Origin of the sequence: Streptomyces sp. NPDC055966 (genome assembly GCF_042269865.1) — a bacterium.
GTDB lineage: Bacteria > Actinomycetota > Actinomycetes > Streptomycetales > Streptomycetaceae > Streptomyces.
This window is the reverse complement of the sequence record NZ_JBHJYK010000020.1, coordinates 125,761-152,247: the sequence shown is the minus strand read 5'-3', so window position 1 is coordinate 152,247 and position 26,487 is coordinate 125,761. Positions and strand designations below refer to the sequence as shown.

Genomic DNA, 26,487 nt, shown 5'->3' with positions numbered 1-26,487 from the left:
CCTTTTGGCTACATAAGCTAGTCGAAAACCTAGGCATCCTAGGCTGACCATCGCCTGCGCACCCAGAAGGACTCCCCCATGAAATCGCTCACCGAGCAGGACATCCGCACCTCCTTCGTCAACTGCTCGAAGGGGGAGGCCAAGCGGCTGGCGGTCCCGCGCGACCTCGACGAACGTCCGTGGGACGACCTGGACTTCCTCGGCTGGCGGGATCCGGGCGCGCCCGACCGCAGCTATGTGGTCGCCGAACGGGACGGCCGGCTCGTGGGCGTCGCCCTGCGCTTCCAGGCCGCGCAGCGCGGGTTCCTGCACCGCAGCATGTGCTCGGTGTGCCTGACGACGCATCCGCGCGGCGGGGTGACGCTCATGACCGCGCGCAAGGCGGGACCGGCGGGCCGCGAGGGCAACTCGGTCGGCCTGTACATGTGCACCGACCTGGCGTGTTCCCTGTACGTGCGGGGCAGGAAGGTGCCGGAGTCCGGCATCCGGATCGAGGAGAGCCTGAGCGTGGCGGAGCAGATCGCCCGCGCCCGGGGCCATCTGCACGCCTTCCTCGACAAGCTGTACGCCTGATCCGGCCCGCCCGCCGGGGCGCGGCCCTCGACCGGGGGCGTTCGAGGCGTCCGGGGAACGGGAACAGGCCAAGGGATGCACGACGTACCGAAGTGGCGCCGGGGACTGCTGCGCCTGGTGGAGCGCCGCCGGGAGCCGGTGGTCGTCCAGACGCTGCGCTCGGCGACGGCGGCGACGATCGCCTATGTCATCGCCCTGCGGTTGAGCCCCGAGCCGGCCCCGCTCACCGCGCCCCTGACCGCGTTGCTGGTGGTCCAGGTGACCTTCTACGCCACCCTCACCAACGGCATCCGCCGGGTGAACGCCGTGGTGGCCGGGGTGCTGGTCGCCATCGCCTTCAGCGTGCTGGTGGGCCTGACCTGGTGGAGCCTCGCGCTGCTGATCGTGGCCGCGCTGGCCGTCGGACATCTGGTGCGGGTCGAGGAGTACGTGGCCGAGGTGGCGATCAGCGCCATGCTCGTGCTCGGGGTCACCACGATCGGGTTCACGGCGTGGGCACGCATCGTGGAGACGCTGATCGGCGCGGTCGTCGGCACGGCCTGCAACCTGCTGCTGCCGCCCCCGGTGTGGGTGGACGAGGCGGGCCGCTCGATCGAGGACCTGGCGCGCCGGCTGCGGCAGTTGATGCTGCGCATGGGCGAGGAGGCGGCCGGCGGGATCCCCTGGCAGCGGGCGGCCGAGCGGCTGCACGAGGCCCGGCGGCTGGACCAGCACATCGCCCACGTGGACGCGTCGCTGCGGCAGGCCGAGGACAGCCTGCGGCTCAACCCGCGCGTCAAGGAGGGACTGCTGCACCGGGTGGTGCTGCGCACGGGCCTCGACACGCTGGAGATCTGCACGGTGGTCCTGCGGGTGCTGGCCCGTTCCTTCACGGACCTGGCGAAGGCCCGCGGGTCCGAGGAGCTGTTCCCGCCCCGGGTCGGGGCGACCGTGGAGCAGCTGCTGTCCGAGATGGGCGACGCGGTGGTCAGCTTCGCGGTGCTGGTCACCACCCATCTCAGCGAGGACGCCGAGTCGGCGGAGGCCCGGCTGACGGCCGAGCTGCACACGGCCGCCGGCACCCGGGACCGGCTGGCCGTGCTGCTGCGGGAAGAGGTCGCCGGGAACTGGGAGAACTGGCAGCTGCTGGGTGCCGTGCTCACCGAGGCGAACCGGATCATCGACGAACTGGACACCGAGCACCGCACCCGCCGCCTGCTGGAGGAGCTCGACCGGGTCTCCCGCGAGCAGCGGGCCAAGCTGCCGCGCACCACCCGGCTGCGCGAGCGCCTGGGTGTGCAGGACGAGCTGTGGCGGAACCGTACGGGGTTCGGCGAGCGTTCTCGGTGAGGACGGACGTTCTCGGCCGAGGCGCACGTTCTGCGGCGGAGCGGACAGCGCGACGGGAGGGGGGTCACCGGATGACCGGGGCCGGGGTACGGATCACCGGGAACACGCTGCGGCTGCCGGGCGGGGCGACCGTGCGGTTCGTGCGCACGCTGCGGCTGCCCGAGACGGGCACGCACGGGCTGCCGCCGGGGCTCGGCGAGTTCCCGGTCCGGCCGGTCGCCGACCACGCGGACCGGGTGCCCGAGCGGTGGCGGGCCCGCGGGGGCGTGCTGTTGCCGGTGTATCTGCGCGAGGCGATGTGGCTGAGCTTCGCGGGCACGACGGAACCGGCCGCGCTCCAGGTCGGCGTCGGCAAGGTGTGCGCGGTCTCCGGCAAGCCCTGGAGCGAGCGGCTCGCCCGGGATCCGCAGAACTACGTGGTACTGCCCCGCCAGCCCTGGCTGGACGGCGTCAACTCCGGCGAGGGGACGGTCCGGCAGTTCGTCGCCGTGCCGCTGGGCCTCGGCGCGACGGTGGAGGGGCAGGTCACCGGCGAGGAGGTGTGGGGCGGGGTGCAGCTGCGGTCCTTCGCGCTGCGCGCGGACCCGCTCGCCGAGTGGCGGCGCCGCGAGCAGGAGAGGCAGGCGGCCGCGAACCGCGCCCGGACGGCCGGTCCGCCGGTCGGCGGATACGGCGCGGCGATGATGCCGGCCGCGCCCGGGGCGGCGGCGCCCGCCGCCATGGGGCTCGGCGTCGGCGGCTCGATGCGCCAGGAGGTGTACCGGGACGACCGGCCGCTCACCGACTGGTCCGAGGAGCCCGCCGGGCGCGTGTTCGTTCACCTGGTCACGCCGCCGCAGTGGCGGCACATCACCGGCGAGGCGCCTCCGCCGTCACCGGTGGACCGGGCGGCGTACACCCGCGCGGGCCTGCCCTGGTTCGACTACTACGACGCCGATGCCGAGGATCTGGCCCCGGCGGACGCCCTCCAGGAGGTCAAGCCGGTCGGCGAGTGGCTCGGCGACGATCTCGACCCCTGGCAGGAGCCGTCGGCCGGCCAGGTGACGCCGCTGAAGGACGCCCCGCCGGGCAAGCCGGTCGAGGACGGCGAGTGGTGACCTCGCGTTGCATGGTGCGCAATCCCCGTTGCCCTACTTGCCGTTGACGGCCGATGGGGCCAAGGTGGCTGCTGTCACGACCGGGGCGAGCGACGACCTGAGGTGCGGCATGGACACGGAGGAAACGGCGGAGAGCGGGCGCTGGAGCAGGCGCCGGTTCGTCGGGGCCGTGGCGGGGACGGCTGCCGTGGTGGCGGTGCCGTCCCCGGCGGCCCCGCCGGCCGCCGGCGCGCTCCCGGCCGGGAATCCGCGGTCCGCCGCACCACCCGGAGACCCGTCCGGCCCCCGCCCGCTGTTCATCGGCACGTACACCTCCGTCGTCGGCGGCGGCACGGGCATCGGGCTGGCCTCGTACGACCCGGTGACCGGCCGGATCTCCGGCGCGGACACGCTCACCGGCGTCCCCGATCCGTCGTACCTCACGGTGCACCCGGACGGGCGCACGCTGTACGCGGTGGACGAGCGCGAGGACGGCGGGGTGACGGCCGTACGGCTCGCGGACCGGCACGTCCTCGGCACGCGCGCGACCGGCGGTGCGGGCCCCTGCCATGTGTCGGTGCATCCGTCCGGGCGCTGGCTGCTGAGCGCCGACTACGGCTCGGGCAGCGTCGCCGTGCACCCGATCGACGCCTCGGGCGCCCTCGGCGAACGCACCGCCCTGGTCACGCACACCTCTCCGGCCCCGGGACCAGGTCAACAGGGGCCGCACGCGCACCAGTTCATCACGAGCCCGGACGGCGGCCACGTCCTCGCGGTCGACCTCGGCACCGACACCGTCTACACCTACCGCCTGGACGAGGCCGAGGGCACGCTCACGGAGGTGTCGCAGGCGCACACCCGGCCCGGGGCGGGCCCGCGCCATCTCACCTTCCACCCGGGCGGGCGGTACGCGTACCTGGCCGACGAGGTGGACGACACCGTCGCCGTCTGCGCCTACGACCCGGCCTCCGGCCGGCTGACGATCGGCGCGCCGCAGTCCACGGGGTCGGCCGGCGGCACCACCAACTACCCGGCGCAGTTCCTGGTGACGGCGAACGGCCGGTACGCGTTCCTGGCCAACCGGGGCGACAACACCCTCGCGCGGTACGCGGTCGAGGCCGACGGCGCCCGGCTGCGGCTGCTCGGCACGGTGCCGGTGGGCGGGGACTTCCCGCGGCAGATCGCGTTCTCGCCCGACGGCACGCTGCTGTTCGCGGCGAACCAGCGCTCGGGCACGGTCACCGTCTTCCAGGTGGACCGGGACAGCGGTGAACTCCGCCCGGCCGGTGAGCCGTTCGCCTCACCCGTCGCCGTCTGCGCGCTGCCGCTGTAGCGCGCGGGGGCAGCCCGCGGTCGCGGCCTGGGCGAGCAGGGCGTGGACGCGCTCGGTGAGTTGGGTGACGTCGTCGGCGGGTGCGTGGAAGGGCAGGCGTACGTCGCCGTGGGCACGGGTGCGCTCGATGCGCAGGGTCAGTCCGTGCCGGTCGACGGCGAGGGGCAGCACACGGGTCGCGGCGTGCAGGCTCTCGGGCCGCACCAGCCGGGTGAGCCGCTCGACGGCGTCCGGGTGGGCGTCGGCGAGGTGCGTCAGCAGATGGGCCTCGGCGCTGGCCAGGGGGTCGGGCCGGGCGGCGGCGAACTCGCCGAGGTCGACGACCACGGCACCGCCCGACTGCCGCAGCACCACCCGGGTGGGCCGGAACAGCAGCTCGCCGCCGTCGGCGGCGAACCAGCCGGCGAGGTGGAGCCGGGCCCGGATCCGGCCGCGCACCGGTACGGGGGCGACGTCGGCGAACTCCAGCACGGCGGACGGCTCCTGGCGCGGGGCGCAGATCGCCGCGGTGAGCAGGCCGCTGTCGTCGGGCACCGCGAGCCGAACCGCGCCGTCGTCGGGCACGGTGTGCGCACCGACGTACTCCTCGCGGACGCCGTCCGCGGTCACCGCGCACGACCATGCGGCGGCGAGCACCGACCGCGCCCGTTCCGCCGCGCCGGGTGCGGCCGTCCAGTCCTGTGTGTCACCCATCCCGAGACCTCCTTAGGTAAGCCTTGCCTAACCTACCGAAGAACGGGGCGTGCGCCAACCACGCCTCGATGACACGAGAGGTCAGCCGAGGACGCCCAGCAGCGCCCGGGCGCACAGATCGCGCACCTGCTCCTGGCTCAACTCCCCTTCGCGCAGCCACTCCAGGCACACGGCGGTGGTGAAGGCGAGCCAGCCGCGCACCGCCAGCCGCACCTGGGGAACGGTCTCGGAGGCGGACCCGAACTCGGGGTCGGCGGCGAGCGCGGCGAGGATCTGCTCCTCCTGGGCGGCCAGCGCCCGCCGGTAGACCCGGCGCACGGCCTGGTCCCCGGCCGCGTCGGCGCGATGGAAGGCGCGGAAGCCGTGGGCGTGGGCGCGGACATAGCCGAGGTAGGTGTCGAGTCCGGCGGCGAGCTGCTCGCGCACCGGCACACCGGGCACGGCCGCCGTCATGCGCAGCATCCGCTCGCTCTCGCGCTCCACGACCGCCGCGAAGAAGTCCCGCTTGGTCGGGAAGTAGTGGTACAGCAGCCCGCGCGAGACCCCGGCGATCTCAGCGACCTGCTCGATCCACACCTCGTCGTAGGGACTGTCCGAGAACAGCTTCGCGCCGACCGACAGCAGCTGCTCGCGGCGCTCCCCGGTGCTCAGTCGGCGCCGGGCGCGCTCCCCCTGGTTCGCGGCCATGCCGTCACTTTACTGGACGCCGGTTCAACAAGCCTTGACGCCGGTTCGAGGGACGGATCACACTGGGGCCGCGTTATTGAACTCACGTACAACACGGGCGGCACCGGCTCAACAGCTCGCTGGATCAAGGGAGATCGGCGTCATGGCGCGGACGACGAAGACGGCGGAGACGGCGGAGAGCAGGGAAACCGAGCTGCCGAGGGGTTTCCGCAGTGCCGAGCTGGGCTGGCCCGAGCTGGACCGCATCCCGCACCCGCCGCGCCGGGTGCCGCTGCTCGGTGACGTCCTCGGCGTGAACCGGCGCACGCCCGTCCAGGACTCGATGCGCCTCGCACGCGAGCTCGGCCCCGTCTTCCGGCGCCGCGCCTTCGGCAAGGAGTTCGTGTTCGTGTGGGGCGCGGCGCTCGCCGCCGACCTCGCCGACGAGACCCGGTTCGCCAAGCACGTCGGACTCGGGGTGGCCAATCTGCGGCCGGTCGCCGGCGACGGGTTGTTCACCGCCTACAACCACGAGCCCAACTGGCAGCTGGCGCACGACGTCCTGGCGCCCGGCTTCAGCCGGGAGGCCATGGAGGGCTACCACGGCATGATGCTGGCGGTCGCCGAGCGGCTGACCGGCCACTGGGACCGGGAGAGCGCGGCCGGGCGCACGGTGGACGTGCCCGGGGACATGACCAAGCTGACCCTGGAGACGATCGCGCGCACCGGGTTCGGGCACGACTTCGGCTCCTTCGAGCGGGACCGGCCGCACCCCTTCGTCACCGCGATGGTCGGCACGCTCACCTACGCCCAGCGCCTGAACAGCGTGCCCGGGCCGCTCGCCCCGCTGCTGCTGCGCTCCGCCGCCCGGCGCAACGCGGCCGACATGACCTACCTCAACCGCACGGTGGACGACCTGGTCGCGGCCCGGCGCCGGGGCGGCCGCGGGGAGGGCGACCTGCTCGACCGTATGCTTCGGACGGCGCACCCGGAGACCGGCGAGAAGCTGTCGGCCGAGAACGTCCGCAAGCAGGTGATCACGTTCCTGGTGGCGGGCCACGAGACCACCTCGGGCGCGCTCTCCTTCGCCCTGTACTACCTCGCCCGCCACCCGGAGATCGCCGCCCGCGCCCGCGCCGAGGTGGACCGCGTCTGGGGCGACACCGAACGACCCGCGTACGAGCAGGTCGCCAAGTTGCGCTACGTCCGCCGGGTGCTGGACGAGTCACTGCGCCTGTGGCCCACCGCGCCGGCCTACGCCCGCGAGGCCGTGCGGGACACGGTGCTCGGCGGCGACCATCCGATGCGCCGGGGCGCGTGGGCGATGGTGCTGACGCCGATGCTGCACCGCGACCCTGAGGTGTGGGGCGAGGACGCCGAGCGCTTCGACCCGGACCGCTTCGAGGCGGCGGCCGTACGGGCCCGCCCGCCGCACACCTTCAAGCCGTTCGGCACCGGCGCCCGGGCCTGCATCGGCCGCCAGTTCGCCCTGCACGAGGCCACCCTGGTCCTCGGCCTGCTGCTGCGCCGCTACGACCTGCGGGCCGACCCCGCCTACCGGCTGAAGGTGATCGAGCGGCTGACGGTGATGCCGGAGGGGTTGCGGTTGGGGTTGGCCAGACGCCCTGAAGGGGCGCGGGGCTGCGCTGAACATGCCGCTACCGCCGCGTGCGCGCGATCAACCACGACGACGCCGCGGCCGAACGACGACACGTCCCGGCACTCAGCCGCTGGTTGCCCAGTGCACCGGCCGGCGGACTGACTCCGGCAACCGAGTACCGGCACTGCCCCGCGCGGCGTTCACCTGCGGCTGGGTGAGGAAGAAGGCACCGGTCAGGTCGGCGTCGGTCAGGTCCGCGTCACGCAGATCGGCACCGATCATGTCCGCGCCCCGCAGATCCGCCCCGGTGAGGTCCGCGGCGATGAGCAGGGCGCCCCGCAGAGTCGCCCCGCGCAGGTCGGCGCCGCGCAGCCGGGCCCCGACGAGATCCGCGCCCCGCCGGTCCTTGCCACCGCCCTTGCCCTTCTTTCCGCTCTTACCGCTCTTTCCGCTTTTCCCGTCGCCGACGTCCGCCCGGGCCAGCTCGCTGGTGCGCAGCAGGAGCACGTTGACCCGCTGCCGGTGCGCGGCCACGTCCAGGGCGGCCAGTTCCTCGGGGCTCTGCCGGGTCAGCCGTTCGGTCTCCTCCAGCGTCCGGCGCAGATCGGCGTGGACGGGCCGGGCGGCGGGCAGGCCGAGCGCCTCGGTCAGGTACCACAGCAGCTCGTGCAGCTGCCGTACGACCGGGAACACGTCGAACATCCGGCGGGCGTGCTCCTCGGACCCGGTACGCCAGTCCTGCCCGCCGAAGGTGACCTGCGCGACCTTCTGCCCGGCGCCGAAGCAGTCGTAGACCGTGCAGCCGGTGAAGCCCTTGGTGCGCAGGTCCGCGTGGATGCCGCAGCGGTGATCGCGCCGGAGGTTCGCGCACGGTGTGCCGGCGGGCTTGTTCAGCGCGAAGTCGGCGGACCTGGCGAAGGGCAGGGCGACACAGCACAGCCCGAAGCACTGGGCGCAGTCGCCGCGCAGGTCGGAGAGGTCAGCTATCTGTTCCGGCATGGGCTCCACCCTACTGACCTGCGGGAGTGCCGCGCGCTACACCTCGTCCCTCGTCAGCGCCAGCAGCCGGTCCAGCACCCGCGGCGCCCCCGTCCGCAGCCCGTCGTGCTCGAACTCGTCCGTCACCCAGGTCCGCAGGCCGCGCACCGCGCGTGCGGTCTCCAGGGAGTGGGTCGCGTCGACGTACATGTCGTCGTGGTAGACGGCCGCGGCGACCGGCACCTCGTTCGCGGCGAGGCGGGCCGGGTCGTACAGCGGGGTCCAGTCGGTGCGTGCGGCGAGGAGTTCGGCCGTCTCGCGCAGCGGGCGCAGGGCGGGGTCGGCGTCGAACATCCAGGGGTGGACCGTCTCGCCGGTGAAGAGCACCGGGGCGTCGCCCGCGAGGGCCTTGGCCGCGTCGAACTGCGGGAACTCGGCCCGGATCCGTTCGGCGGCCCAGGCCGTGGGCCGGGCGCCCTGGCCGTAGATCGTCTCGTGGACGAGGGCATACAGCGGGTAACTGGCGTACGACAGCAGGCTCATGACCTGTTCCAGGAAGGCGTCCGCCAGCTCCGGGCCGGCCGGGGTGCGGACGAAGGCGTCCTCCAGGAGCAGGTGCAGACGGTGGCTGCCGTCGCTCATGCCGAGCATCAGGCCGAGGGACTGGAAGGCCTCGGCGGTGAAGCGGTAGCCGCTCGGGAGGACCACGTCGTGGGTGAGGAGGTGGTCGGCGATGCGACGGGCCCGCTCGACGTCCTGCGGGTAGCGGGCGTAGTGCGCGGTGACCTTGCGCTCGACGCGCGGGTAGGCGGCGCGGTAGACGTCGTCGGCGTGGGCGTGCAGGGACGGCAGACCGCCGGTGACGAGAGCGGCGGAGAGGCCCTCGGGCGCGAGGGAGAGGTACGACACCGTGCAGAAGCCGCCGAAGCTCTGGCCGAGCACGGTCCAGGGGGCGCCGCCGGTGACCTCGGGGCGGATGGCCTCGCAGTCCCGGACGATGGAGTCGGCGCGGAAGCGGGCGAGGTAGTCGGCCTGCTCGGCGGGCCCGCCGAGCAGCGGGAGCGTCTGCCGGGTGGCGGGCGTGGAGCTGCCGGTGCCGCGCTGGTCGAGAAGGAGGACGCGGTAGTCCTTCAGGGCCCGGTCGAGCCAGGCCTGACGTCCGACGAAACGATTCGCCCCGAAGCCGGGCCCGCCCTGGAGATACAGCAGCCAGGGCAGGTCCTGCCCGGCCTTGTCGCTCGCGACCACCTCGCGGGCGTACAGCTCGATGGTCTCGCCGCCCGGGTCGGCGTGGTCGAGGGGCACGGCGAAGCGGCGGTCGGTGAGGACGACACCGGGCTGGCGGTAGCTGAGGCTCAACGGGGCTCCCGGGGCGGACGGTACGGACGGGACCCAGTTCAGCACACGACCGGCCGTCGGCCGACCCCGGGGATCATGGTTTTCTACTGAACTTCGAGTCAGCGGGCGGCCAGGCTGGAGCGGCGCACCACCAACTCCGGCTGGAGCACCACCCGGCGGTGCTCGTGCGGCCGCCGTCCCTCGCCCTGCTCGGTCTCCTCCAGCAGCAGCTCGGCGGCGAGCGCGCCCATGGTGACGGCCGGCTGCCGTACGGAGGTCAGCGGTACGGCGGCCGCCGCTGCGAACTCGATGTCGTCGTAGCCGACGATCGCCAGGTCGTCCGGGACGCGCACGCCCGCCGCGTACATGGCCTGGAGCACGCCGAGGGCGAGCAGGTCGTTGGCGCAGAAGACGGCGGTGGGGCGGTCGGCGAGGCCCAGCAGACGGGCGCCCGCGTCCCGGCCGGCGGCCACGTCGAGACGCTCGGTGGGCAGTTCCCGCAGTGCGCCCTGGCCGAGCCCGGCCTCGGCGAGCGCGCTCAGCGCGCCGGTACGGCGGTCGCGGACCTGGTTGAGGCCGGGCGGTCCGCTGACGTAGGCGATCGAGCGGTGCCCGGCGTCCACCAGGTGACGCACCGCGAGGGCGCCGCCCGCGACGTCGTCCATGGAGACCGAGCACTCCGTGGTGCCCTCGGCGACCCGGTCGACCAGCACGAACGGGATGCCGTGGCGGCGGAAGGCCTCGATGTTGCGGCCGGTGGCGTCGGCCGGGGTCAGCAGCACGCCCCGCACCCGCTGTTCGGCGAACAGGGACAGGTACTCGGCCTCTTCGGCGGCGTTCTGCGCGCTGTTGCAGACCATCACGCCGAGCCCCGCCTCCCGGGCCGCCCGCTCGGCACCGCGTGCCACGTCCACGAAGAAGGGGTTGCCCATGTCGAGCACGAGCAGGCCCATGATCCGGCTGCGGCCCGCGCGCAGCTGGCGCGCGGACTCGCTGCGGACGTAGCCGAGCCGGTCGATCGCGGACAGCACCCGGGCCCGGGTCTCGCTCGCGACGGTGTCCGGGCGGTTGATGACGTTCGACACCGTGCCCACCGAGACTCCGGCGGCGCGGGCGACGTCCTTGATACCCACCGACTGGGTCATCGGGCGAGGACCTCCAGGGACGAAAGGGACGGACGGCGGGCGGCCTTCACATTACCGTCATGCGGGCAGGGCGAAATCGGCCACGTAGAGGGGCGAGGGCACCTGGCCGGTGGACCTCTCCTGGTACAGGAAGGACAGGACGCCCTCCGCCACGGCCCGCGTCTCGTCGATCACCACCTCGCCGAAGGCGTTCAGCTCGCCGCCGTCGTACAGCGCCGTCCAGTCGGTGTACCCGGAGGCCTTCGAGGCGGCGGCGATGCGGCCGTGGGGAAGGACCGCGTAGGCGTTGTCGTACCGGTCGAGGACGAGCTTGGTGCGCTGGCTGGAGTTCAGGGGGACGGGGATCTCGGTCTTCCGCCACGTCCCGTCCGGGCTCTTGCGGAGGTGGAAGGCGCGTCCGTGGGCGATGCGGCCGGCGACGTAGTCCGTGGTGCACGGCCCGAGGCGGCCCGGTACGTGGCTGATGATCGCGTGCGGCAGCCCGGCGGAGTCGGTGGCCTGGCTCTCCTGGTTCATCAGGCAGTGGTCGGGGCCGAGCGGGTCCACGACGAGACCGGGATCGGTGACGGCGACCGGATCCGGGCCGCCGGTGGTGGCGACGACCGCCCCCGCGTCGTTGCGCCAGGTCCGGCCCCGGTCGGTGGAGTGGACGTAGCCGGTGTCGTGATTGGTCAGTCCGCCACCGCCGCACATCACGGCGCCGTCCTGCTCGCGCCAGGTGAACAGGGCGTGCAGCCGGCCGTGGACGTCGTAGTCGATGCCGTGCAGATACATGTTCCGCGCGGTGCTGGAGCCGTGCGCGCTCGTGTACGTGCCCGTCGACGCGGTCCACTCCCCCAGCACCGTCCAGCCCGAACGGCCGTACTCGGCAAGGGCGTTGCGGCCGTCGCCGGAGATGCCGACGCGGTAGCTGAGCTGGAGGTCGCCCTCGGGCGTCGTGAGGAACTGCGGGTAGGTGAAGCGGGTGGTGAGGGCGAGCCCGTCGAGGGTGGTCCGTACGGCGCCGAAGACGGACGGGTCCCAGGGCGTGTCGGCGGGGCGGTCGAGCAGCCCGGCGACGGACTTCACGTACCGGAAGCCGCTGCTGTGCGCGTCCATGACCAGGTGCAGCCGGCCGTCACGCCGCGAGACGCCCATCGAGATCACGTTGTGCGAGTCGTCGCTCCCCAGCCGGTGGTCCAGCGGCACCGCCGCCCAGTCCGCCCGGCCCGCGGTGCGGCGGGCGACGGTCGCGCGGCGGTCTTCCGCGTACCAGGCCGCGTACTGTCGGCCCCGGTAGGTGAACAGGCCGCTCTTCTGGAAGGAGTTGTTGTTGACGAGCCCGTCGTACGAGACGAAGTACAGGGCCCGGTGATCGAGGAGGGTGCGGCCGAGGGGGGTGACCCGGGGTGCCGCGAGCCCGCTTCCGGCGGCGGTCATGACAGGTGGAACACCTCCGTGAGCGGTCTCATGGCCTCGTCGGGCCGGGCACCGTCCGGCGACTCGAAGAACGGCGCCATCTCCGCCTGCCAGCGGGCGTTGACGCCGGTGGCCGCCATGCCGGCCCGGGCGGCGGCGAAGTCCTCGGTCTCCAGATAGCCGACGAGCAGGCCGTCCTCACGCAGGAAGAGCGAGTAGTTGTGCCAGCCGGTCGCCCTCAGGGCGTCGAGCATCTCCGGCCAGACGGCGGCATGCCGCTCCCGGTACTCGTCGAGGCGGTCCGCCCTGACCTTCAGCAGGAAACACACGCGCTGCATCAACGCCCCTCGCTTCACTAGAAGTTGAACCGGTCGACGTTCTTCGCGTCGAACACGGTCGGCTTGCCGAGGGTGATGACGCCGTCCTTGCCGAGGGTGTACGTCGTGGCGCCGGCCTTGAAGGTCTCCCCCTCCTTGCCGGTGATCTGCCCCGAGGCCAGCGCGACCGCGGCCCGCGCGGCCAGGTCGCCGAGCGCCGCCGGGTCCCACAGCTCGAAGGCGTCGACGGTGCCGTTCTTGACGTACGTGCGCATGTCGTTCGGCGTGCCGAGACCGGTGAGCTTGACCTTGCCCCTGTACTTCGAGCCGGACAGGTACTGGGCGGCGGCCTTGATGCCGACGGTGGTCGGGGAGATGATCCCCTTCAGGTCCGGGTGCTCCTGGAGCAGTCCCTGGGTCTGCTGGAAGGACTGCTGGGCGTCGTCGTTGCCGTAAGCGATCTTGACGAGCCTGACGTCCTTGTACTTGGGGTCCTTCAGCTCGTCCTTCATGTAGCCGATCCAGGTGTTCTGGTTCGTCGCGGTCTGCGCGGCCGACAGGATCGCGATCTCGCCCTTGTACCCGATCTGCCGCGCGAGCAGCTGCACCTCGGTACGACCCAGGTCCTCGGCGGACGCCTGCGAGACGAAGGCGTCGCGGCAGCCGGGGTCGGTGTCGGAGTCGTAGGTGACGACCTTGATGCCGTTGCCCATGGCCTGCTTCAGCGCGGTGCACAGCGCCCCGGGGTCCTGCGCGGACACGGCGATCCCGTTCACCTGCTGCTGGGTGAGCGTGTTGACGTAACTCACCTGCCCCGCGGTGTCGGTGGCGCTGGAGGGGCCCACCTCCTTGTAGGTCGAGCCGAGTTCGGCGAGTGCCTTCTCGCCGCCCTTGTCGGCGGTGGTGAAGTACGGGTTGTTCACCTGCTTGGGCAGGAAGCCGACGGTGAGCCCCTTCTTGAGGGCCGCATGGGGATCGGCCTTGCCCGTGGGGGCGACGGAGTCGTTGTTCCTGACGTCGTTCTTGGTGGTGCCGCCGCAGGCGGTGAGGGCGAGGGCGAGGGAGGTTCCGGCGGCGAGGGCGGCGCAGGTACGGCGGAGGGACGGCTTGCGCATGGCGGAGGGTCCTTTGTGAGGGAGGGCTGGGGACGGGCTACGGGGCCGGAGCCGAGGCGGCTCTGCGGCTCACCCGCGCGACGGCGATCTGGCGCGCGACCCGGGGGCCGAGCACGGAGACGACCAGCAGCACACCGGTGACGACGATCTGGGACTGCGCGGAGACGTTCAGCAGGCTCATCACGTTCTGCAGCGCACCGAGCAGAAACACCCCGGCGATCGCACCGCCCAGCGTCCCGCGGCCCCCGTCGAAGTCGATCCCGCCGAGCAACACGGCTGCCACGACGGAGAGTTCGAGCCCGGTGGCGTTGTCGTAGCGCGCGCTGGCGTAGTGCAGCACCCAGAAGACACCGGTGAGCGCCGACATGAAGCCGGTGGCGACGAAGAGCAGCAGCTTGGTCCGCTTCACCCGGATCCCGGCGAAGCGCGCCGCTTCCTCGCTCGCGCCGACCGCGAACAGCGAGCGCCCGAACGGCGTGGCGTGCAGCACGAGCACGGCGATGGCGAGCAGGGCGAGGAAGGGCAGGAACGCCTGCGGCAGGAACGTGCCGCCGAGCCGGCCGGACCCGAAGTCCAGGTACTGGGACGGGAAGTCGGTGACCGCGTCGGAGCCGAGCACGATCTGGGCGAGGCCCCGGTAGGCGGCGAGGGTGCCGATGGTGACGGCGAGCGAGGGCAGGCCGAGCCGGGTCACGAGCAGGCCGTTGACCAGTCCGCACACCACGCCCAGCAGCAGGCACAGCGGGATGATCGTCTCGATCGCCATGCCCTCGTTCCAGAGCTTGCCCAGCACCGCCCCGGACAGCCCGGCCGTGGACGCCACCGACAGGTCGATCTCGCCGCAGACCACGAGCAGGGTCATCGGCAGGGCGATCAATGCGATCGGAAGCGTGTTACCGATCAGGAAGGACAGGTTCAGCGCGTTGTCGAAACCGTCCACGAAACCGAACGACAGAAGCAACAGAACGATCAGGAGCGCGCCGACGACGGTGTCCCAGCGGACGGCGCGGGTCAGTGACTCAGGCACCGGCGTTCTCCTTCGGCAGGGCGGTCCCCGGCCGGACCGACTTCTTCTTCAGGGCGGCGGCCACCCTCAGCGCGACGATCCGGTCGACGGCGATGGCGAGGAGCAGCAGGACCCCGTTGATCGCGAGCACCCACACGGAGCTGACGCCGAGCGCGGGCAGCACACTGTTCACGGAGGTGAGCAGCAGGGCGCCGAGCGCGGCGCCGTAGACGCTGCCCGAGCCGCCGGTGAAGACGACGCCGCCGACCACGACCGCGCTGACGACGGTGAGTTCGTAGCCGTTGCCGGTGCCCGAGTCGACGTTGCCGAAGCGGGCCAGGTACATCGCCCCGGCAAGTCCGGCGAGCGCTCCGCAGACGGTGTAGGCGGTGAGGATCCGCCGGCGCACCGGGATGCCGGCCAGCCGGGCGGCCTCCGGGTTGGAGCCGAGGGCGTACAACTCCCGGCCGCCGCCGAAGTGTTTGAGGTAGTAGGCGGTGGCGACGAGGACGGCGAGCGCGATCACGGCGAGCCAGGGGATAGCTGCGACGCCGCCGGAGCCGAAGTCGACGAAGCCACCAGGGAGGTCGGCCGCGGTGATCTGGCGTGAGCCGACCCAGATGGAGTCGATGCCGCGGATGATGTAAAGGGTGCCGAGGGTGACGACGAGGGCCGGCACCTGGCCGAGGCTGACGAGCAGGCCGTTGAGGACGCCGAAGCCGGCGCCGAGCAGGACGGCCAGGACGATCGCGAGGACAGGGTTCCCGCCTCCGTGGAGGTACGTGCCCGCGGCGAAGGCGCTGATGCCGAGAGTGGAGCCCACCGACAGGTCGACGTTCCTTGTGATCACCACCAGGGACTGGCCGGTGGCGACCAGCACCAGGATGGTCGCGTTGAGCAGCAGGTCCTTGATGCCCTGCTCCGACAGGAACTGGCTGTTACCGGCCTGGGTGACCGCGATCATCACCAGGAAGACGACGAGGATGGCGAGTTCGCGCATCGTGAAGACGCGGTCGGCCAACCGGGTCCCTTGCGACCGGGTTGCTTCGGCGACGGGGGTGGAGCCGGGGGTGGTCACCGTCATGCGGCGGCCCTCCCGGTGGCTGCGGCCATCACGGTCTCCTCGGTGGCTCTGGAGCGGGGGATCTCGGCGGTGATCCGGCCCTCGTGCATCACCAGCACCCGGTCGGCCATGCCGAGGATCTCGGGCAGGTCGGAGGAGATCATCAGCACCGCCACCCCCTCGGCGGCGAGTTGCGACAGCAGCCGGTGCACCTCCGCCTTCGTGCCGACGTCGATGCCCCGTGTCGGCTCGTCCACGATGAGCACCTTCGGGCCGGTCGCGAGCCACTTGGCGAGGACGACCTTCTGCTGGTTGCCGCCCGAGAGGGTGCCGACGGCATCCGCGATCCGGGCGTACTTCACCTGGAGCCTCACCGCCCAGTCCAGGGAACGGCTGCGCTCGGCGCCGCGGTCCATCAGCCCGGCGCGCACGGTCGCACGCAGCCCGGTCAGCCCGATGTTCCGCTCGATGGACATGTCCATCACCAGGCCCTGGGCGCGCCGGTCCTCGGGGACGAGGGCGAGGCCGGCGGCCATCGCCGTGGAGGGCGCGCCGCCCGTGAGCCGGCGCCCGTCGATCTCGACCTCGCCCGCGTCCCACCGGTCGACGCCGAACACGGCGCGGGCCACTTCCGTACGACCGGCGCCCACCAGCCCGGCGAGACCGACGATCTCGCCGCGCCGCACCTCGAACGACACGTCGGTGAAGACGCCCTCGCGGGTCAACCGCCGTACGCTGAGGGCCACTTGGCCGGGCTCCACCTCCTGCTTCGGATACAGCTCGGCCAGCTCGCGGCCGACCATCCGGCGGACCAGGTCGTCCTCGGTCATGCCGTCGAGCGGCTCGCAGGCGATCCGGGCGCCGTCCCGCAGCGTGGTCACCCGGTGGCAGATGCGGAAGATCTCCTCCAGGCGGTGGGAGATGAACAGGACGGCGGCGCCCTGCTCGCTCAGGGTGCGCACGACGCCGAAGAGCCGGGCGACCTCGCTGCCGGTCAGGGCGGCCGTCGGCTCGTCCATGATCAGGACCCGGGCGTCGAAGGAGAGCGCCTTGGCGATCTCGACGATCTGCTGGTCGGCGATCGACAGTCCGCGGGCGGGCCGGTCGGGGTCGAGGCCGACGCCGAGCCGTTTCATCAGGGCGGCCGTGGCCGCGCGGGTGGCCCTGTGGTCGATCCGGCGCAGGGCCCGCCGGGGCTGGCGGCCCATGAAGATGTTCTCGGCGATCGACAGGTCGGGAAAGAGCGTGGGCTCCTGGTAGATGACGGCGATCCCCGCGTCGCGGGCGTCGCCGGGGCCGTGGAAGACGACGCTCTCGCCATCGAGCAGCACCTGGCCGGTGTCCGGCCGGTGCACCCCGGCGAGGGTCTTGATCAGCGTCGACTTGCCCGCGCCGTTCTCTCCGGCGAGGGCGTGCACCTCGCCGGGCAGCAGCTCCAGGGAGACGCCCCTGAGGGCACGTACGGCGCCGAAGGACTTGGAGACGCCCCTCAGCGCCAGCACCGGCGCCGGTCCCGTGTCGGGCGGGTGGGTCATGGCAGGCTCCTCGACGACACCGGCGGAAACGGCCGCGAGGCCCGCACCCACAGCATCATGAAAGGTTTCAACTGGATTGCCGGGACCGTAGGCACCGCGGCCATGTCACGTCAATGGGTCCGTATCGAAAAAATTTCGATAGCCCAAGGTCACGGCGGAGTCACGGAAAACCGGCTCGACCGGAGTCCTTGACACCCTTCCGAGGGGCCCCTAGCTTGCGGTTCTGAATCGTTTCACATACCTCGTTGTTCCGACCACACCACCAGGAGCCCGCAGTGACCGACCTCGCCGCGGTGAAGGCCGCGCTCAAGACCCAGGCCGTCGAGACACCGTCGTGGGCGTACGGAAACTCGGGAACCCGTTTCAAGGTGTTCGCCCAGGCCGGCGTGCCCCGCGATCCCTGGGAGAAACTCCAGGACGCGGCGAAGGTGCACGAGTTCACCGGCGTGGCCCCGACCGTGGCCCTGCACATCCCCTGGGACAAGGTCGAGGACTATGCGGCGTTGGCCAAGTACGCCGAGGAGCGCGGGCTGAGGCTGGGCGCGATCAACTCCAACACCTTCCAGGACGACGACTACAGGCTGGGCAGCATCTGCCATCCGGACGCGGCGGTGCGGCGCAAGGCGCTCGATCATCTGCTGGAGTGCGTCGACATCATGGACGCGACCGGCTCCGCCGATCTCAAGCTGTGGTTCGCCGACGGCACGAACTACCCCGGCCAGGACGACGTCCGCGCCCGGCAGGACCGGCTGGCCGAGGGGCTGGCCGAGGTGTACGAGCGGCTCGGCGAGGGGCAGCGGATGCTGCTGGAGTACAAGCTCTTCGAGCCGGCGTTCTACGCGACGGACGTGCCGGACTGGGGCACGGCGTACGCGCACTGTCTGAAGCTCGGGCCGAAGGCGCAGGTCGTGGTCGACACCGGGCACCACGCGCCGGGGACCAACATCGAGTTCATCGTCGCCACGCTGCTGCGGGAGGGGAGGCTCGGCGGGTTCGACTTCAACTCGCGGTTCTACGCCGACGACGACCTCATGGTGGGGGCCGCCGACCCGTTCCAGCTGTTCCGGATCATGTACGAGGTGGTGCGCGGGGGTGGGTTCGCGGCGGAGGCCGGGATCGCGTTCATGCTCGATCAGTGTCACAACATCGAGGCGAAGATTCCGGCGATCATCCGGTCCGTGATGAACGTGCAGGAGGCCACGGCGAAGGCTCTGCTGGTCGACCGGGCGGCGTTGGCGCAGGCTCAGGCCGCCGGTGATGTGCTCGGCGCCCATGGGGTGTTGATGGATGCGTACAACACCGATGTGCGGGCGTTGTTGCGGGAGGTGCGGGGGGAGATGGAGGTGGATCCCGAGCCGATCGCGGCGTATGCCCTCTCGGGCTGGGCGGAGAGGACTGCCGCTGAGCGAGTCGGGGGGCAGCAGGCTGGCTGGGGGGCGTGAGCGTCTGCCCGGTTGAGCGCCGTTGCGGGGTGCGGGTCGTATGTGGCTGGTCGTGCCCACGCGGCGGAGCCGCACATCGATGCAGCCCCGCGCCCCTGGTTTACGCACCCCCTGCTTGAAAGGAACCGTTTCTCATGACTTCCCACCCCGAAGCCGCCGCCCTCCTCTCCCGCTCCCGTCGGCTCGGCTCCGACCCCCGTAACACCAACTACGCCGGCGGCAACGCGTCCGCGAAGGGCACCGGGACCGATCCCGTGACCGGTGGTGACGTCGAGCTGATGTGGGTCAAGGGGTCCGGAGGGGACCTCGGCACCCTCACCGAGGCCGGGCTCGCGGTGTTGCGGCTGGATCGGCTGCGGGCGCTCGCGGACGTGTATCCCGGGGTCGAGCGGGAGGACGAGATGGTCGCCGCGTTCGACTACTGCCTGCACGGCAGCGGCGGGGCGGCGCCGTCCATCGACACCGCCATGCACGCTCTGGTGGACGCCCCGCACGTCGATCATCTGCATCCGGACTCGGGAATCGCGCTCGCCTGTGCGGCCGACGGGGAGAAACTGACCGCCGAGTGCTTCGGGGACAGCGTGGTGTGGGTGCCGTGGCGGCGGCCGGGGTTCCAGCTGGGGCTGGACATCGCCGCGGTCAGGGCCGCCCACCCGCAGGCCGTCGGATGCGTCCTCGGCGGGCACGGCATCACCGCCTGGGGCGACACCTCCGGGGAGTGCGAGCGCAACTCGCTGCACATCATCCGCACCGCCGAGGAGTTCCTCGCCGAGCGGGGGAAGGCGGAGCCCTTCGGGCCGCTCGTCAAGGGGTACGGCGCCCTGCCCGAGGCCGAGCGCAGGGAGCGGGCGGCGGCGCTCGCGCCGTACGTACGGGCCCTCGCCTCCCAGGACAAGCCGCAGGTCGGGCACTTCGACGACGCCGGCGTGGTGCTGGACTTCCTGGCGCGGGCCGAGCATCCCCGGCTGGCCGCGCTGGGGACGTCGTGCCCGGACCACTTCCTGCGCACCAAGGTACGGCCGCTGGTGCTCGACCTGCCGCCGGCCGCGCCCCTGGCGGAGGCGGTCGCGCGGCTGAGGGACCTGCACGCCGCCTACCGGGAGGAGTACGCCGCCTACTACGAGCGGCACGCGCTGCCCGACTCCCCCGCCATGCGCGGTGCCGACCCGGCGATCGTGCTGATCCCGGGCGTGGGGATGTTCTCCTTCGGCAAGGACAAGCAGACCGCGCGCGTGGCAGGCGAGTTCTACGTCAACGCCGTCCATGTCATGCGGGGCGCGGAGGCCGTGTCGGCGTACGCGCCGATCGAGGAGTCCGAGAAGTTCCGTATCGAGTACTGGGCGCTGGAGGAGGCCAAGCTCCGGCGGATGCCGAGGCCGAAGCCGCTGGCCACCCGGGTCGCGCTCGTCACGGGCGCCGGCAGCGGGATCGGGCGGGCCGTCGCGCGGCGGCTCGTCGCCGAGGGGGCGTGCGTCGTCGTCGCCGATCTGAACGCGGACAGCGCCGCCGCCGTCGCGCAGGAGCTGGGCGGGTCCGACCGGGCCGTCGCCGTCAGCGTCGATGTGACGGACGAGGAGCAGATCGCCGCCGCGTTCCGGGCCGCCGTGCTCGCCTTCGGCGGGGTCGACCTCGTCGTGAACAACGCCGGGATCTCCATCTCCAAGCCGCTGCTGGAGACCACCGCCGAGGACTGGGACCTCCAGCACGACATCATGGCCCGGGGCTCCTTCCTCGTGTCGCGGGAGGCGGCCAGGGTGATGATCGCGCAGCAGATGGGCGGTGACATCGTCTACATCGCGTCCAAGAACGCCGTCCTCGCCGGGCCTCACAACATCGCCTACTCGGCGACAAAGGCCGACCAGGCCCATCAAGTGCGGCTGCTGGCAGCCGAGTTGGGTGAGCACGGGATCCGGGTCAACGGGGTCAACCCGGACGGGGTGGTGCGCGGGTCCGGGATCTTCGCCGGCGGCTGGGGCGCGCAGCGGGCCGCCGTGTACGGGGTGCCGGAGGAGAAGCTGGGCGAGTTCTACGCACAGCGGACCCTCCTCAAGCGGGAGGTGCTGCCCGAGCACGTGGCCGCTGCGGTCTTCGCGCTCACCGGCGGGGACCTGACGCACACCACCGGGCTGCACATCCCGGTCGACGCGGGCGTGGCGGCCGCGTTCCTGCGATGAGCGCGGGAGTGAGGTCGTACGCCGCGGTCGATCTGGGCGCGTCCAGCGGGCGGGTGATGGTCGGCCGCGTGGGGGCCGACGCGCTGGAGCTGGGTGAGGCGCACCGGTTCCCCAACCGGCCGGTGCGCGTCCCGGAGGGGCTGCGCTGGGACGTGCTCGCGCTGTACGGCGGTGTCCTGGACGGGCTGCGGGCGGCCGGGCAGGTGGCGTCCGTCGGCATCGACGGCTGGGCCGTCGACTACGGTCTGCTGGACGCCGACGGGGCCCTGCTGGGCAACCCGGTGCACTACCGCGACGCCCGCACCGAGGGCGCCGCCGAGAAGGTGTGGGCGACGGTGCCCGCCGGGGAGCTGTACGGCGCGACCGGTATCCAGTACGCGCCGTTCAACACCCTCCTCCAGCTCACCGCCGCCCGGTCGTCACGTCAACTCGCCCATGCGGAACGGCTGTTGCTCATCCCCGATCTGCTCAGCCACTGGCTCACCGGTGAGCAGGGCACCGAGCTGACCAACGCCTCCACCACCCAGCTCATCGATCCCCGGACGCGGACGTGGGCGTACGGGATCGCCGAGCGGCTCGGCATCGACCTCGGGCTGTTCGCGCCGCTGCGGCAGCCGGGGGATCCGGCCGGAGTGCTGCGGCCCGAGGTGCTGGAGGAGACCGGGCTGGCCGGACCCGTGCCGGTGACGGCCGTCGGCTCGCACGACACCGCCTCCGCGGTGGCCGCCGTCCCGGCGACCGGGAGGAACTTCGCGTACATCTGCACCGGCACGTGGTCCCTGGCCGGGCTGGAGCTGGCCGCCCCCGTGCTCACCGAGGAGAGCCGGGCCGCGAACTTCACCAACGAACTGGGGCTGGACGGCACCGTCCGCTACCTGCGCAACATCATGGGGCTGTGGCTGCTCCAGGAGTGCCAACGCGCCTGGGGCGAGCCGGACTTGGGTTTGCTGCTGCGCGAGGCCGGCACCGCGCCGGGCCTGCGCTCGGTGGTGGACGCCGGGGACGAGGCGTTCCTCGCGCCGGGACGGATGCCGCAGCGGATCGCCGCGGCCTGCCGGGCATCGGGGCAGCCGGTGCCCGGGACACGGGGCGAGGTCACCCGGTGCGTCCTCGACTCGCTGGCCCTCGCCCACCGGCGGGCCGTCGCGGACGCGCGGCGCCTCGCCGACCACCCGGTGGACGTGGTGCACCTCGTCGGCGGCGGCACCCGCAACGCGCTGCTGTGCCAGCTGACGGCCGACGCCTGCGGGCTGCCCGTGGTGGCGGGGCCGACGGAGGCGGCCGCCCTCGGCAACGTGCTCGTGCAGGCCCGCGCCCACGGGCTCGCCGGTGACCTCGCCGCGCTGCGCGGGCTGCTCACCCGGACCCAGCCGCTGACCCGGTACACGCCGCGCGGCGACGACGCCCGCTGGCACGCCGCCGAGGCGCGGCTCGACCGGAAATGAACCCGCCGCACGGTCAACGCGGCGCACCATGAACGCGGCGCACGGAGTCGCCCTCTCGCCCCGGCGGTACCCGCCCACTAATCTGCACTCGTCCGATGACCGACCCCGAGGAGCCGCGATGCGTGTCGCCCTGTTCCTGACCTGTGTCAACGACACGCTCTATCCCGACACCGGCCGGGCCGTGGTGAAACTGCTGACCAGACTGGGCGTCGACGTCGACTTCCCGATGGACCAGACGTGTTGCGGGCAGGCCCACTACAACACCGGCTACCGCCATGAGACGGAGCCTCTGGCCCGGCACTTCTCCGATGTCTTCGGCGGGTACGAGGCGATCGTCACGCCGTCCGGGTCGTGCGCGGCGATGGTGCGGGAGCTGTACCCGAGGATGGGCGAACGGGCGCGCGCCGAGGGGCGCGGGGACACCCTGGCCCGCACGCTGGCGCCGGTGGTGCCGAAGACGTACGAACTGACCGAGTTCCTGGTCGACGTCCTGAAGGTCACTGACGTGGGCGCGTACTACCCGCACCAGGTCACCTACCACCCGACCTGTCACGGGCTGCGCGGCCTCGGACTGGGCGACCGGCCGCACCGGCTGCTGCGAGCGGTCAAGGGGCTCGAACTGGTGGAGCTGCCGGGGGCCGAGGAGTGCTGCGGGTTCGGCGGCACGTTCGCGGTGAAGAACGCCGCGGTGTCGGCGGCGATGGGCGCGGACAAGGTGCGCGCCGCCGAGTCCACGGGCGCGTCGGTGCTGTGCGCGGCCGACAACTCGTGTCTGATGCACATCGGCGGCACGATGAGCCGGCTGCACACGGACATGCGGCCGGTGCACATCGCGGAGATCCTGGCGAGCACGGAGGAGGAACCGGCCGTATGAGCGGGACGTTCGTCGGCATGCCTGCATTTCCCCGACCCACCCACCCGGCGTCTCCCCCGTTCCCGGAGGCGGCCGCAGAGGCCGTCGGCGACGCGACCCTGCGCGGCAATCTGCGGCACGCCACCCACACCATCCGCGCCAAGCGGGCCAGGGCGGTGGCGGAGGTGTCCGACTGGGCCGAGCTGCGGGAGGCGGGCCGGCGCATCAAGGACCACACGCTGCGCCATCTCGACCGCTATCTGGTGCAGTTGGAGGAGTCGGTCACCGTGGCGGGCGGCACGGTCCACTGGGCCGCGGACGCCGACGAGGCCAACCGGATCGTCACCCGACTCGTCAAGGAGACGGGCGAGTCGGAGGTCGTGAAGGTCAAGTCGATGGCCACGCAGGAGATCGGGCTCAACGAAGCCCTTCTCGAAGAGGGCATCCACGCCTACGAGACCGATCTCGCCGAGCTGATCGTGCAGTTGGGCAGGGACCGGCCCTCGCACATCCTCGTCCCGGCCATCCACCGCAACCGGGGCGAGATCCGGGACATCTTCGCGAAGGAGATGGGCGCGTGGGGCCGCCCGGCCCCCGAGGGCCTGACCGACACGCCCGCCGAACTCGCCGAGGCGGCCCGGCTGCATCTGCGGGAGAAGTTCCTGCGCGCCAAGGTCGGCATCTCCGGCGCCAACTTCATGGTCGCCGAGACCGGCACCCTGGTGGTCGTCGAGTCCGAGGGCAACGGCCGTATGTGCCTCACCCTCCCCGAGACGCTGATCTCCGTCGTCGGCATCGAGAAGGTGGTGCCGACCTGGCGCGACCTGGAGGTCTTCCTCCAGACGCTGCCCCGCTCCGCCACCGCCGAGCGCATGAACCCGTACACCTCGACGTGGACCGGCACCACCGACGGCGACGGTCCGAGCGCCTTCCACCTGATCCTGCTCGACAACGGCCGCACCGACACCCTCGCCGACCGGGTCGGCCGCCAGGCCCTGCGCTGCATCCGCTGCTCGGCCTGCCTCAACGTCTGCCCGGTCTACGAACGCGCGGGCGGACACGCCTACGGCTCGGTCTACCCGGGCCCGATCGGCGCCATCCTCAGCCCTCAACTGAGGGGCACCGCAAGCGAGATCGACGCCTCGCTGCCGTACGCGTCGAGCCTGTGCGGGGCCTGCTACGAGGTCTGCCCCGTCGCCATCGACATCCCGGAGGTGCTGGTGCACCTGCGGGAGCGGGTGGCCGAGGGCGGTCCGGCCGTGCGGGAGGGCAACCGGGTGCTGCTGAGGCCCGCCAAGGGACACGCGGCCGAGCGGGCCGCCGTGCGCGCGGCCCGCTGGGCGCTGACCCACCCCGGCGCCCTGCGCACCGGACAACGGCTCGCCTCCCGCACCCGTCGCCTGCACCCCCGCACGCTGCCCGGCCCGGGGCGGGCCTGGACCGGCACCCGGGATCTGCCACCGGTGCCGGCGGAGCCGTTCCGGGACTGGTGGCAGCGCACCCGCGGCGGAGAGGACGGGGCCAAGTGAGCAGCAGGGAACGGGTGTTGGGCCGGGTGCGGCGCGCGCTCGCCGACGTGGGTCCGGACCAGCGGCCGTACGAGGAGGTCGTGGGCCGGGACTATCTGCGCGCGCACGGGCGGCGCACCACCGCGCAGACGGTGGACCTGCTGGCACAGAACCTGGCGGACTACCGGGCGCTCGTGCACCGCGCCGACGACGAGGAGCTGCCGTACCTGGTCATGCGGCTGCTGGCCGAGCGCGGCTCGCAAGAGGTGCTGGTGCCGCCGGGGCTGCCGCCGGAGTGGATGTCCGCCGCGGACCCGGTACGGATCCACGACAGGGCGGTGAGCACCCCGCAGCGGCTGGACCGGGTCGGCAGTGTGGTGACGGGGTGTGCGGTGGCGATCGCCGAGACCGGCACGATCGTCCTGGACGGCTCCCCCGACCAGGGCCGCCGCCGCATCTCGCTGATCCCGGACCACCACATCTGTGTCGTCCGGGTTCCGGACCAGGTCGTCTCCTCCGTGCCCGAAGCCCTCGAACGCCTCGATGCGGCACGGCCGTTGACGTGGATCTCGGGTCCCTCGGCGACGAGCGACATCGAGCTGGACCGGGTCGAGGGCGTGCACGGCCCGCGCACGCTGGAGGTGATCCTGCTCGGCTGACCGGTGCCCCGTTTCACCACGCCGGCGCGCAGGGCGCGGACGGCGCCGTTAGCGTGGGGGAATGATCCGGTTCGAGCAGGTCAGCAAGCGGTATCCGGACGGTACGACGGCCGTGGACGACCTCTCCTTCGAGGTCGGCGAGGGTGAGCTGGTCACCCTCGTCGGGCCGTCCGGCTGCGGCAAGACGACGACCATGATGATGGTGAACCGGCTCATCGAACCCACCTCCGGCCGGATCCTCGTCGAGGGCGAGGACGTCGGCCGCGTCGACCCGGTGCGGCTGCGCCGGCGGATCGGGTACGTCATCCAGCAGGTGGGCCTCTTCCCACACCGCACCGTCCTGGACAACACCGCGACGGTGCCCGCGCTGCTCGGCTGGAAGCGGGCGAAGGCCCGGGCGCGGGCCGCGGAGCTGCTCGATCTGGTCGGGCTCGACCCGGCGACGTACGGCCCGCGCTACCCGGAGCAGCTGTCCGGCGGGCAGCGGCAGCGGGTCGGGGTGGCGCGGGCGCTCGCCGCGGATCCGCCGGTGCTGCTGATGGACGAGCCGTTCGGCGCGGTCGACCCGGTGGTGCGCGAGCAGTTGCAGGACGAGTTCCTGCGCATGCAGGCCGCGGTGCGCAAGACGGTGCTGCTGGTCACGCACGACATCGAGGAGGCGGTCCGGCTCGGTGACCGGATCGCGGTGTACGGGCAGGGGCGGATCGAGCAGTTCGACACGCCGGGGGCGGTGCTGGGGGCGCCCGCCACGCCGTACGTCGCCTCCTTCGTGGGCGCCGACCGCGGCCTGAAGCGGCTGTCGGTCACCGAGATCGAGCCGGACGACCTGGAGCAGCCGCTCGTGGCCCGGCCGGACGAGCCCGCCGAGCGGGCCCGGGAGCGGCTGCGGGCCGGGGGCGCGCGCTGGGCGGTCGTCCTCGACCCGGACGGCGATCTGCACGGCTGGGTCGGCCTCGACGCGCTGGCGGCGGGCGGCACGGTCGGCGCGCACACGCACCGGATGACCGCGTGGGTACCGGTGGGCGCGCCGCTGAAGCAGGCGTTCGGGGTGATGCTCCAGTACGACGCCGGGTGGGTCGCGGTGCTGGACGGCGCGCGTTTCCTCGGCGTGCTCACCCCGGCGAAGCTGCACGAGGCGCTGCGCCGCTCGGTGGACGCGGACGCGCGGGGCGTGGCGCGGGGGCAGGTGCCGTTCGACTCGGTGTCGGACGCCTGAGCCGGACCGGGCCGCCGGGATGATC

The 26,487-nt window shown here is 72.5% G+C and carries 23 protein-coding genes; 12 read left to right on the top strand and 11 right to left on the bottom strand.

The genetic code is table 11. From position 1 onward, the window contains the following. Nucleotides 1–78: 78 nt before the first annotated feature. The 4 genes from ACFC8N_RS35550 (at nt 79) to ACFC8N_RS35535 (ending at nt 4,311) form a co-directional block, all read left to right on the top strand. On the top strand, nt 79–573 hold the full coding sequence (locus ACFC8N_RS35550; RefSeq protein WP_356032873.1) for an FBP domain-containing protein: 495 nt from the start codon (nt 79–81) through the stop codon (nt 571–573). Nucleotides 574–648: 75 nt separating this feature from the next. Then, a complete protein-coding gene (locus ACFC8N_RS35545) occupies nt 649–1,902 on the top strand; it encodes an aromatic acid exporter family protein (RefSeq protein ID WP_356032876.1) in 1,254 nt (417 codons plus the stop codon). Between the two features lie 71 nt (nt 1,903–1,973). Then, nucleotides 1,974–2,999, top strand: a complete 1,026-nt coding sequence (locus ACFC8N_RS35540) for a hypothetical protein (protein ID WP_376292980.1) — start codon at nt 1,974–1,976, stop codon at nt 2,997–2,999. 109 nt (nt 3,000–3,108) lie between these two features. Further along, nucleotides 3,109–4,311, top strand: a complete 1,203-nt coding sequence (locus ACFC8N_RS35535; protein WP_376292977.1) for a lactonase family protein — start codon at nt 3,109–3,111, stop codon at nt 4,309–4,311. On the opposite strand, the gene ACFC8N_RS35530 is transcribed toward ACFC8N_RS35535, so the two are convergent. Together ACFC8N_RS35530 and ACFC8N_RS35525 are read right to left on the bottom strand one after the other, a co-directional pair. Continuing rightward, entirely contained in the window at nt 4,279–5,004 is a 726-nt protein-coding gene (locus ACFC8N_RS35530; protein WP_376292975.1) for a DUF2470 domain-containing protein, read from the bottom strand. The genes ACFC8N_RS35535 and ACFC8N_RS35530 overlap by 33 nt on opposite strands. Nucleotides 5,005–5,085: 81 nt before the next feature. Further along, nucleotides 5,086–5,691 carry a TetR/AcrR family transcriptional regulator gene (locus ACFC8N_RS35525; RefSeq protein WP_356032887.1) on the bottom strand — a complete coding sequence of 202 codons (606 nt, stop codon included), beginning with the start codon at nt 5,689–5,691 and terminating at the stop codon, nt 5,086–5,088. Nucleotides 5,692–5,833: 142 nt separating this feature from the next. Between ACFC8N_RS35525 and ACFC8N_RS35520 the strand changes: the two genes are divergently transcribed. Continuing rightward, a complete protein-coding gene (locus ACFC8N_RS35520) occupies nt 5,834–7,432 on the top strand; it encodes a cytochrome P450 (RefSeq protein WP_356032889.1) in 1,599 nt (532 codons plus the stop codon). On the opposite strand, the gene ACFC8N_RS35515 is transcribed toward ACFC8N_RS35520, so the two are convergent. The 9 genes from ACFC8N_RS35515 to ACFC8N_RS35475 all read right to left on the bottom strand — a co-directional run bounded on the left by ACFC8N_RS35515 (nt 7,394) and on the right by ACFC8N_RS35475 (nt 17,165). Then, nucleotides 7,394–8,269, bottom strand: coding sequence for a pentapeptide repeat-containing protein (locus ACFC8N_RS35515; RefSeq protein WP_356032892.1), 876 nt, complete (start codon nt 8,267–8,269; stop codon nt 7,394–7,396). The genes ACFC8N_RS35520 and ACFC8N_RS35515 overlap by 39 nt on opposite strands. A gap of 36 nt (nt 8,270–8,305) precedes the next feature. After that, complete coding sequence (locus ACFC8N_RS35510) at nt 8,306–9,607, bottom strand: alpha/beta fold hydrolase (RefSeq protein ID WP_376292972.1); 1,302 nt, start codon at nt 9,605–9,607, stop codon at nt 8,306–8,308. Between the two features lie 98 nt (nt 9,608–9,705). Continuing rightward, the gene (locus ACFC8N_RS35505; RefSeq protein WP_356032897.1) at nt 9,706–10,731 is read right to left on the bottom strand and encodes a LacI family DNA-binding transcriptional regulator; all 1,026 of its coding nucleotides are present in this window, start codon (nt 10,729–10,731) and stop codon (nt 9,706–9,708) included. A 57-nt stretch (nt 10,732–10,788) separates the two neighbouring features. Further along, on the bottom strand, nt 10,789–12,150 hold the full coding sequence (locus ACFC8N_RS35500; protein ID WP_376292970.1) for a BNR repeat-containing protein: 1,362 nt from the start codon (nt 12,148–12,150) through the stop codon (nt 10,789–10,791). After that, complete coding sequence (locus ACFC8N_RS35495; protein ID WP_356032903.1) at nt 12,147–12,467, bottom strand: L-rhamnose mutarotase; 321 nt, start codon at nt 12,465–12,467, stop codon at nt 12,147–12,149. The genes ACFC8N_RS35500 and ACFC8N_RS35495 overlap by 4 nt, the downstream gene beginning before the upstream one ends. Nucleotides 12,468–12,484: 17 nt before the next feature. After that, nucleotides 12,485–13,561: a rhamnose ABC transporter substrate-binding protein gene (rhaS, locus tag ACFC8N_RS35490; RefSeq protein ID WP_376292968.1), complete on the bottom strand. Its 1,077-nt coding sequence runs from the start codon at nt 13,559–13,561 to the stop codon at nt 12,485–12,487. A gap of 37 nt (nt 13,562–13,598) precedes the next feature. After that, nucleotides 13,599–14,588, bottom strand: coding sequence for an ABC transporter permease (locus ACFC8N_RS35485; RefSeq protein ID WP_356032907.1), 990 nt, complete (start codon nt 14,586–14,588; stop codon nt 13,599–13,601). Continuing rightward, nucleotides 14,581–15,651 (bottom strand): ABC transporter permease, encoded by a 1,071-nt coding sequence (locus ACFC8N_RS35480; protein ID WP_376292966.1) that lies wholly within the window; start codon nt 15,649–15,651, stop codon nt 14,581–14,583. Before ACFC8N_RS35480 ends, ACFC8N_RS35485 begins: the two co-directional genes overlap by 8 nt. Continuing rightward, nucleotides 15,648–17,165, bottom strand: coding sequence for a sugar ABC transporter ATP-binding protein (locus tag ACFC8N_RS35475; RefSeq protein WP_376292964.1), 1,518 nt, complete (start codon nt 17,163–17,165; stop codon nt 15,648–15,650). The genes ACFC8N_RS35480 and ACFC8N_RS35475 overlap by 4 nt, the downstream gene beginning before the upstream one ends. 275 nt (nt 17,166–17,440) lie before the next feature. On the opposite strand from ACFC8N_RS35475, the gene rhaI reads away from it, so the two are divergent. The 7 genes from rhaI to ACFC8N_RS35440 all read left to right on the top strand — a co-directional run bounded on the left by rhaI (nt 17,441) and on the right by ACFC8N_RS35440 (nt 26,462). Then, nucleotides 17,441–18,607, top strand: a complete 1,167-nt coding sequence (gene rhaI, locus ACFC8N_RS35470; RefSeq protein ID WP_376292962.1) for an L-rhamnose isomerase — start codon at nt 17,441–17,443, stop codon at nt 18,605–18,607. Between the two features lie 134 nt (nt 18,608–18,741). Then, nucleotides 18,742–20,781, top strand: a complete 2,040-nt coding sequence (locus ACFC8N_RS35465; RefSeq protein WP_376292960.1) for a bifunctional aldolase/short-chain dehydrogenase — start codon at nt 18,742–18,744, stop codon at nt 20,779–20,781. Next, entirely contained in the window at nt 20,778–22,226 is a 1,449-nt protein-coding gene (locus ACFC8N_RS35460) for a rhamnulokinase family protein (protein WP_376292958.1), read from the top strand. The genes ACFC8N_RS35465 and ACFC8N_RS35460 overlap by 4 nt, the downstream gene beginning before the upstream one ends. A 118-nt stretch (nt 22,227–22,344) precedes the next feature. Next, nucleotides 22,345–23,100, top strand: a complete 756-nt coding sequence (locus ACFC8N_RS35455) for a (Fe-S)-binding protein (RefSeq protein WP_356032919.1) — start codon at nt 22,345–22,347, stop codon at nt 23,098–23,100. Further along, nucleotides 23,097–24,608, top strand: a complete 1,512-nt coding sequence (locus ACFC8N_RS35450; protein WP_376292956.1) for a LutB/LldF family L-lactate oxidation iron-sulfur protein — start codon at nt 23,097–23,099, stop codon at nt 24,606–24,608. The genes ACFC8N_RS35455 and ACFC8N_RS35450 overlap by 4 nt, the downstream gene beginning before the upstream one ends. Beyond that, nucleotides 24,605–25,246: a lactate utilization protein C gene (locus ACFC8N_RS35445; RefSeq protein ID WP_376292954.1), complete on the top strand. Its 642-nt coding sequence runs from the start codon at nt 24,605–24,607 to the stop codon at nt 25,244–25,246. Before ACFC8N_RS35450 ends, ACFC8N_RS35445 begins: the two co-directional genes overlap by 4 nt. 61 nt (nt 25,247–25,307) lie before the next feature. After that, on the top strand, nt 25,308–26,462 hold the full coding sequence (locus ACFC8N_RS35440; RefSeq protein WP_376292951.1) for an ABC transporter ATP-binding protein: 1,155 nt from the start codon (nt 25,308–25,310) through the stop codon (nt 26,460–26,462). Nucleotides 26,463–26,487: the final 25 nt, after the last annotated feature.

Excerpts from the sequence above, each read along its gene's own strand:
- ACFC8N_RS35540 (WP_376292980.1), top strand. The coding sequence starts at position 1,974 with ATGACCGGGGCCGGGGTACGGATCACCGGGAACACGCTGCGGCTGCCG.
- ACFC8N_RS35520 (WP_356032889.1), top strand. The coding sequence starts at position 5,834 with ATGGCGCGGACGACGAAGACGGCGGAGACGGCGGAGAGCAGGGAAACC.
- ACFC8N_RS35480 (WP_376292966.1), bottom strand. The coding sequence starts at position 15,651 with ATGACGGTGACCACCCCCGGCTCCACCCCCGTCGCCGAAGCAACCCGG.
- ACFC8N_RS35440 (WP_376292951.1), top strand. The coding sequence starts at position 25,308 with ATGATCCGGTTCGAGCAGGTCAGCAAGCGGTATCCGGACGGTACGACG.
- ACFC8N_RS35500 (WP_376292970.1), bottom strand. The coding sequence starts at position 12,150 with ATGACCGCCGCCGGAAGCGGGCTCGCGGCACCCCGGGTCACCCCCCTC.
- ACFC8N_RS35530 (WP_376292975.1), bottom strand. The coding sequence starts at position 5,004 with ATGGGTGACACACAGGACTGGACGGCCGCACCCGGCGCGGCGGAACGG.
- ACFC8N_RS35550 (WP_356032873.1), top strand. The coding sequence starts at position 79 with ATGAAATCGCTCACCGAGCAGGACATCCGCACCTCCTTCGTCAACTGC.
- ACFC8N_RS35525 (WP_356032887.1), bottom strand. The coding sequence starts at position 5,691 with ATGGCCGCGAACCAGGGGGAGCGCGCCCGGCGCCGACTGAGCACCGGG.
- rhaS (WP_376292968.1), bottom strand. The coding sequence starts at position 13,561 with ATGCGCAAGCCGTCCCTCCGCCGTACCTGCGCCGCCCTCGCCGCCGGA.
- ACFC8N_RS35455 (WP_356032919.1), top strand. The coding sequence starts at position 22,345 with ATGCGTGTCGCCCTGTTCCTGACCTGTGTCAACGACACGCTCTATCCC.
- ACFC8N_RS35495 (WP_356032903.1), bottom strand. The coding sequence starts at position 12,467 with ATGCAGCGCGTGTGTTTCCTGCTGAAGGTCAGGGCGGACCGCCTCGAC.
- ACFC8N_RS35515 (WP_356032892.1), bottom strand. The coding sequence starts at position 8,269 with ATGCCGGAACAGATAGCTGACCTCTCCGACCTGCGCGGCGACTGCGCC.
- ACFC8N_RS35505 (WP_356032897.1), bottom strand. The coding sequence starts at position 10,731 with ATGACCCAGTCGGTGGGTATCAAGGACGTCGCCCGCGCCGCCGGAGTC.
- ACFC8N_RS35475 (WP_376292964.1), bottom strand. The coding sequence starts at position 17,165 with ATGACCCACCCGCCCGACACGGGACCGGCGCCGGTGCTGGCGCTGAGG.
- ACFC8N_RS35465 (WP_376292960.1), top strand. The coding sequence starts at position 18,742 with ATGACTTCCCACCCCGAAGCCGCCGCCCTCCTCTCCCGCTCCCGTCGG.
- ACFC8N_RS35535 (WP_376292977.1), top strand. The coding sequence starts at position 3,109 with ATGGACACGGAGGAAACGGCGGAGAGCGGGCGCTGGAGCAGGCGCCGG.
- ACFC8N_RS35460 (WP_376292958.1), top strand. The coding sequence starts at position 20,778 with ATGAGCGCGGGAGTGAGGTCGTACGCCGCGGTCGATCTGGGCGCGTCC.
- ACFC8N_RS35545 (WP_356032876.1), top strand. The coding sequence starts at position 649 with ATGCACGACGTACCGAAGTGGCGCCGGGGACTGCTGCGCCTGGTGGAG.
- ACFC8N_RS35450 (WP_376292956.1), top strand. The coding sequence starts at position 23,097 with ATGAGCGGGACGTTCGTCGGCATGCCTGCATTTCCCCGACCCACCCAC.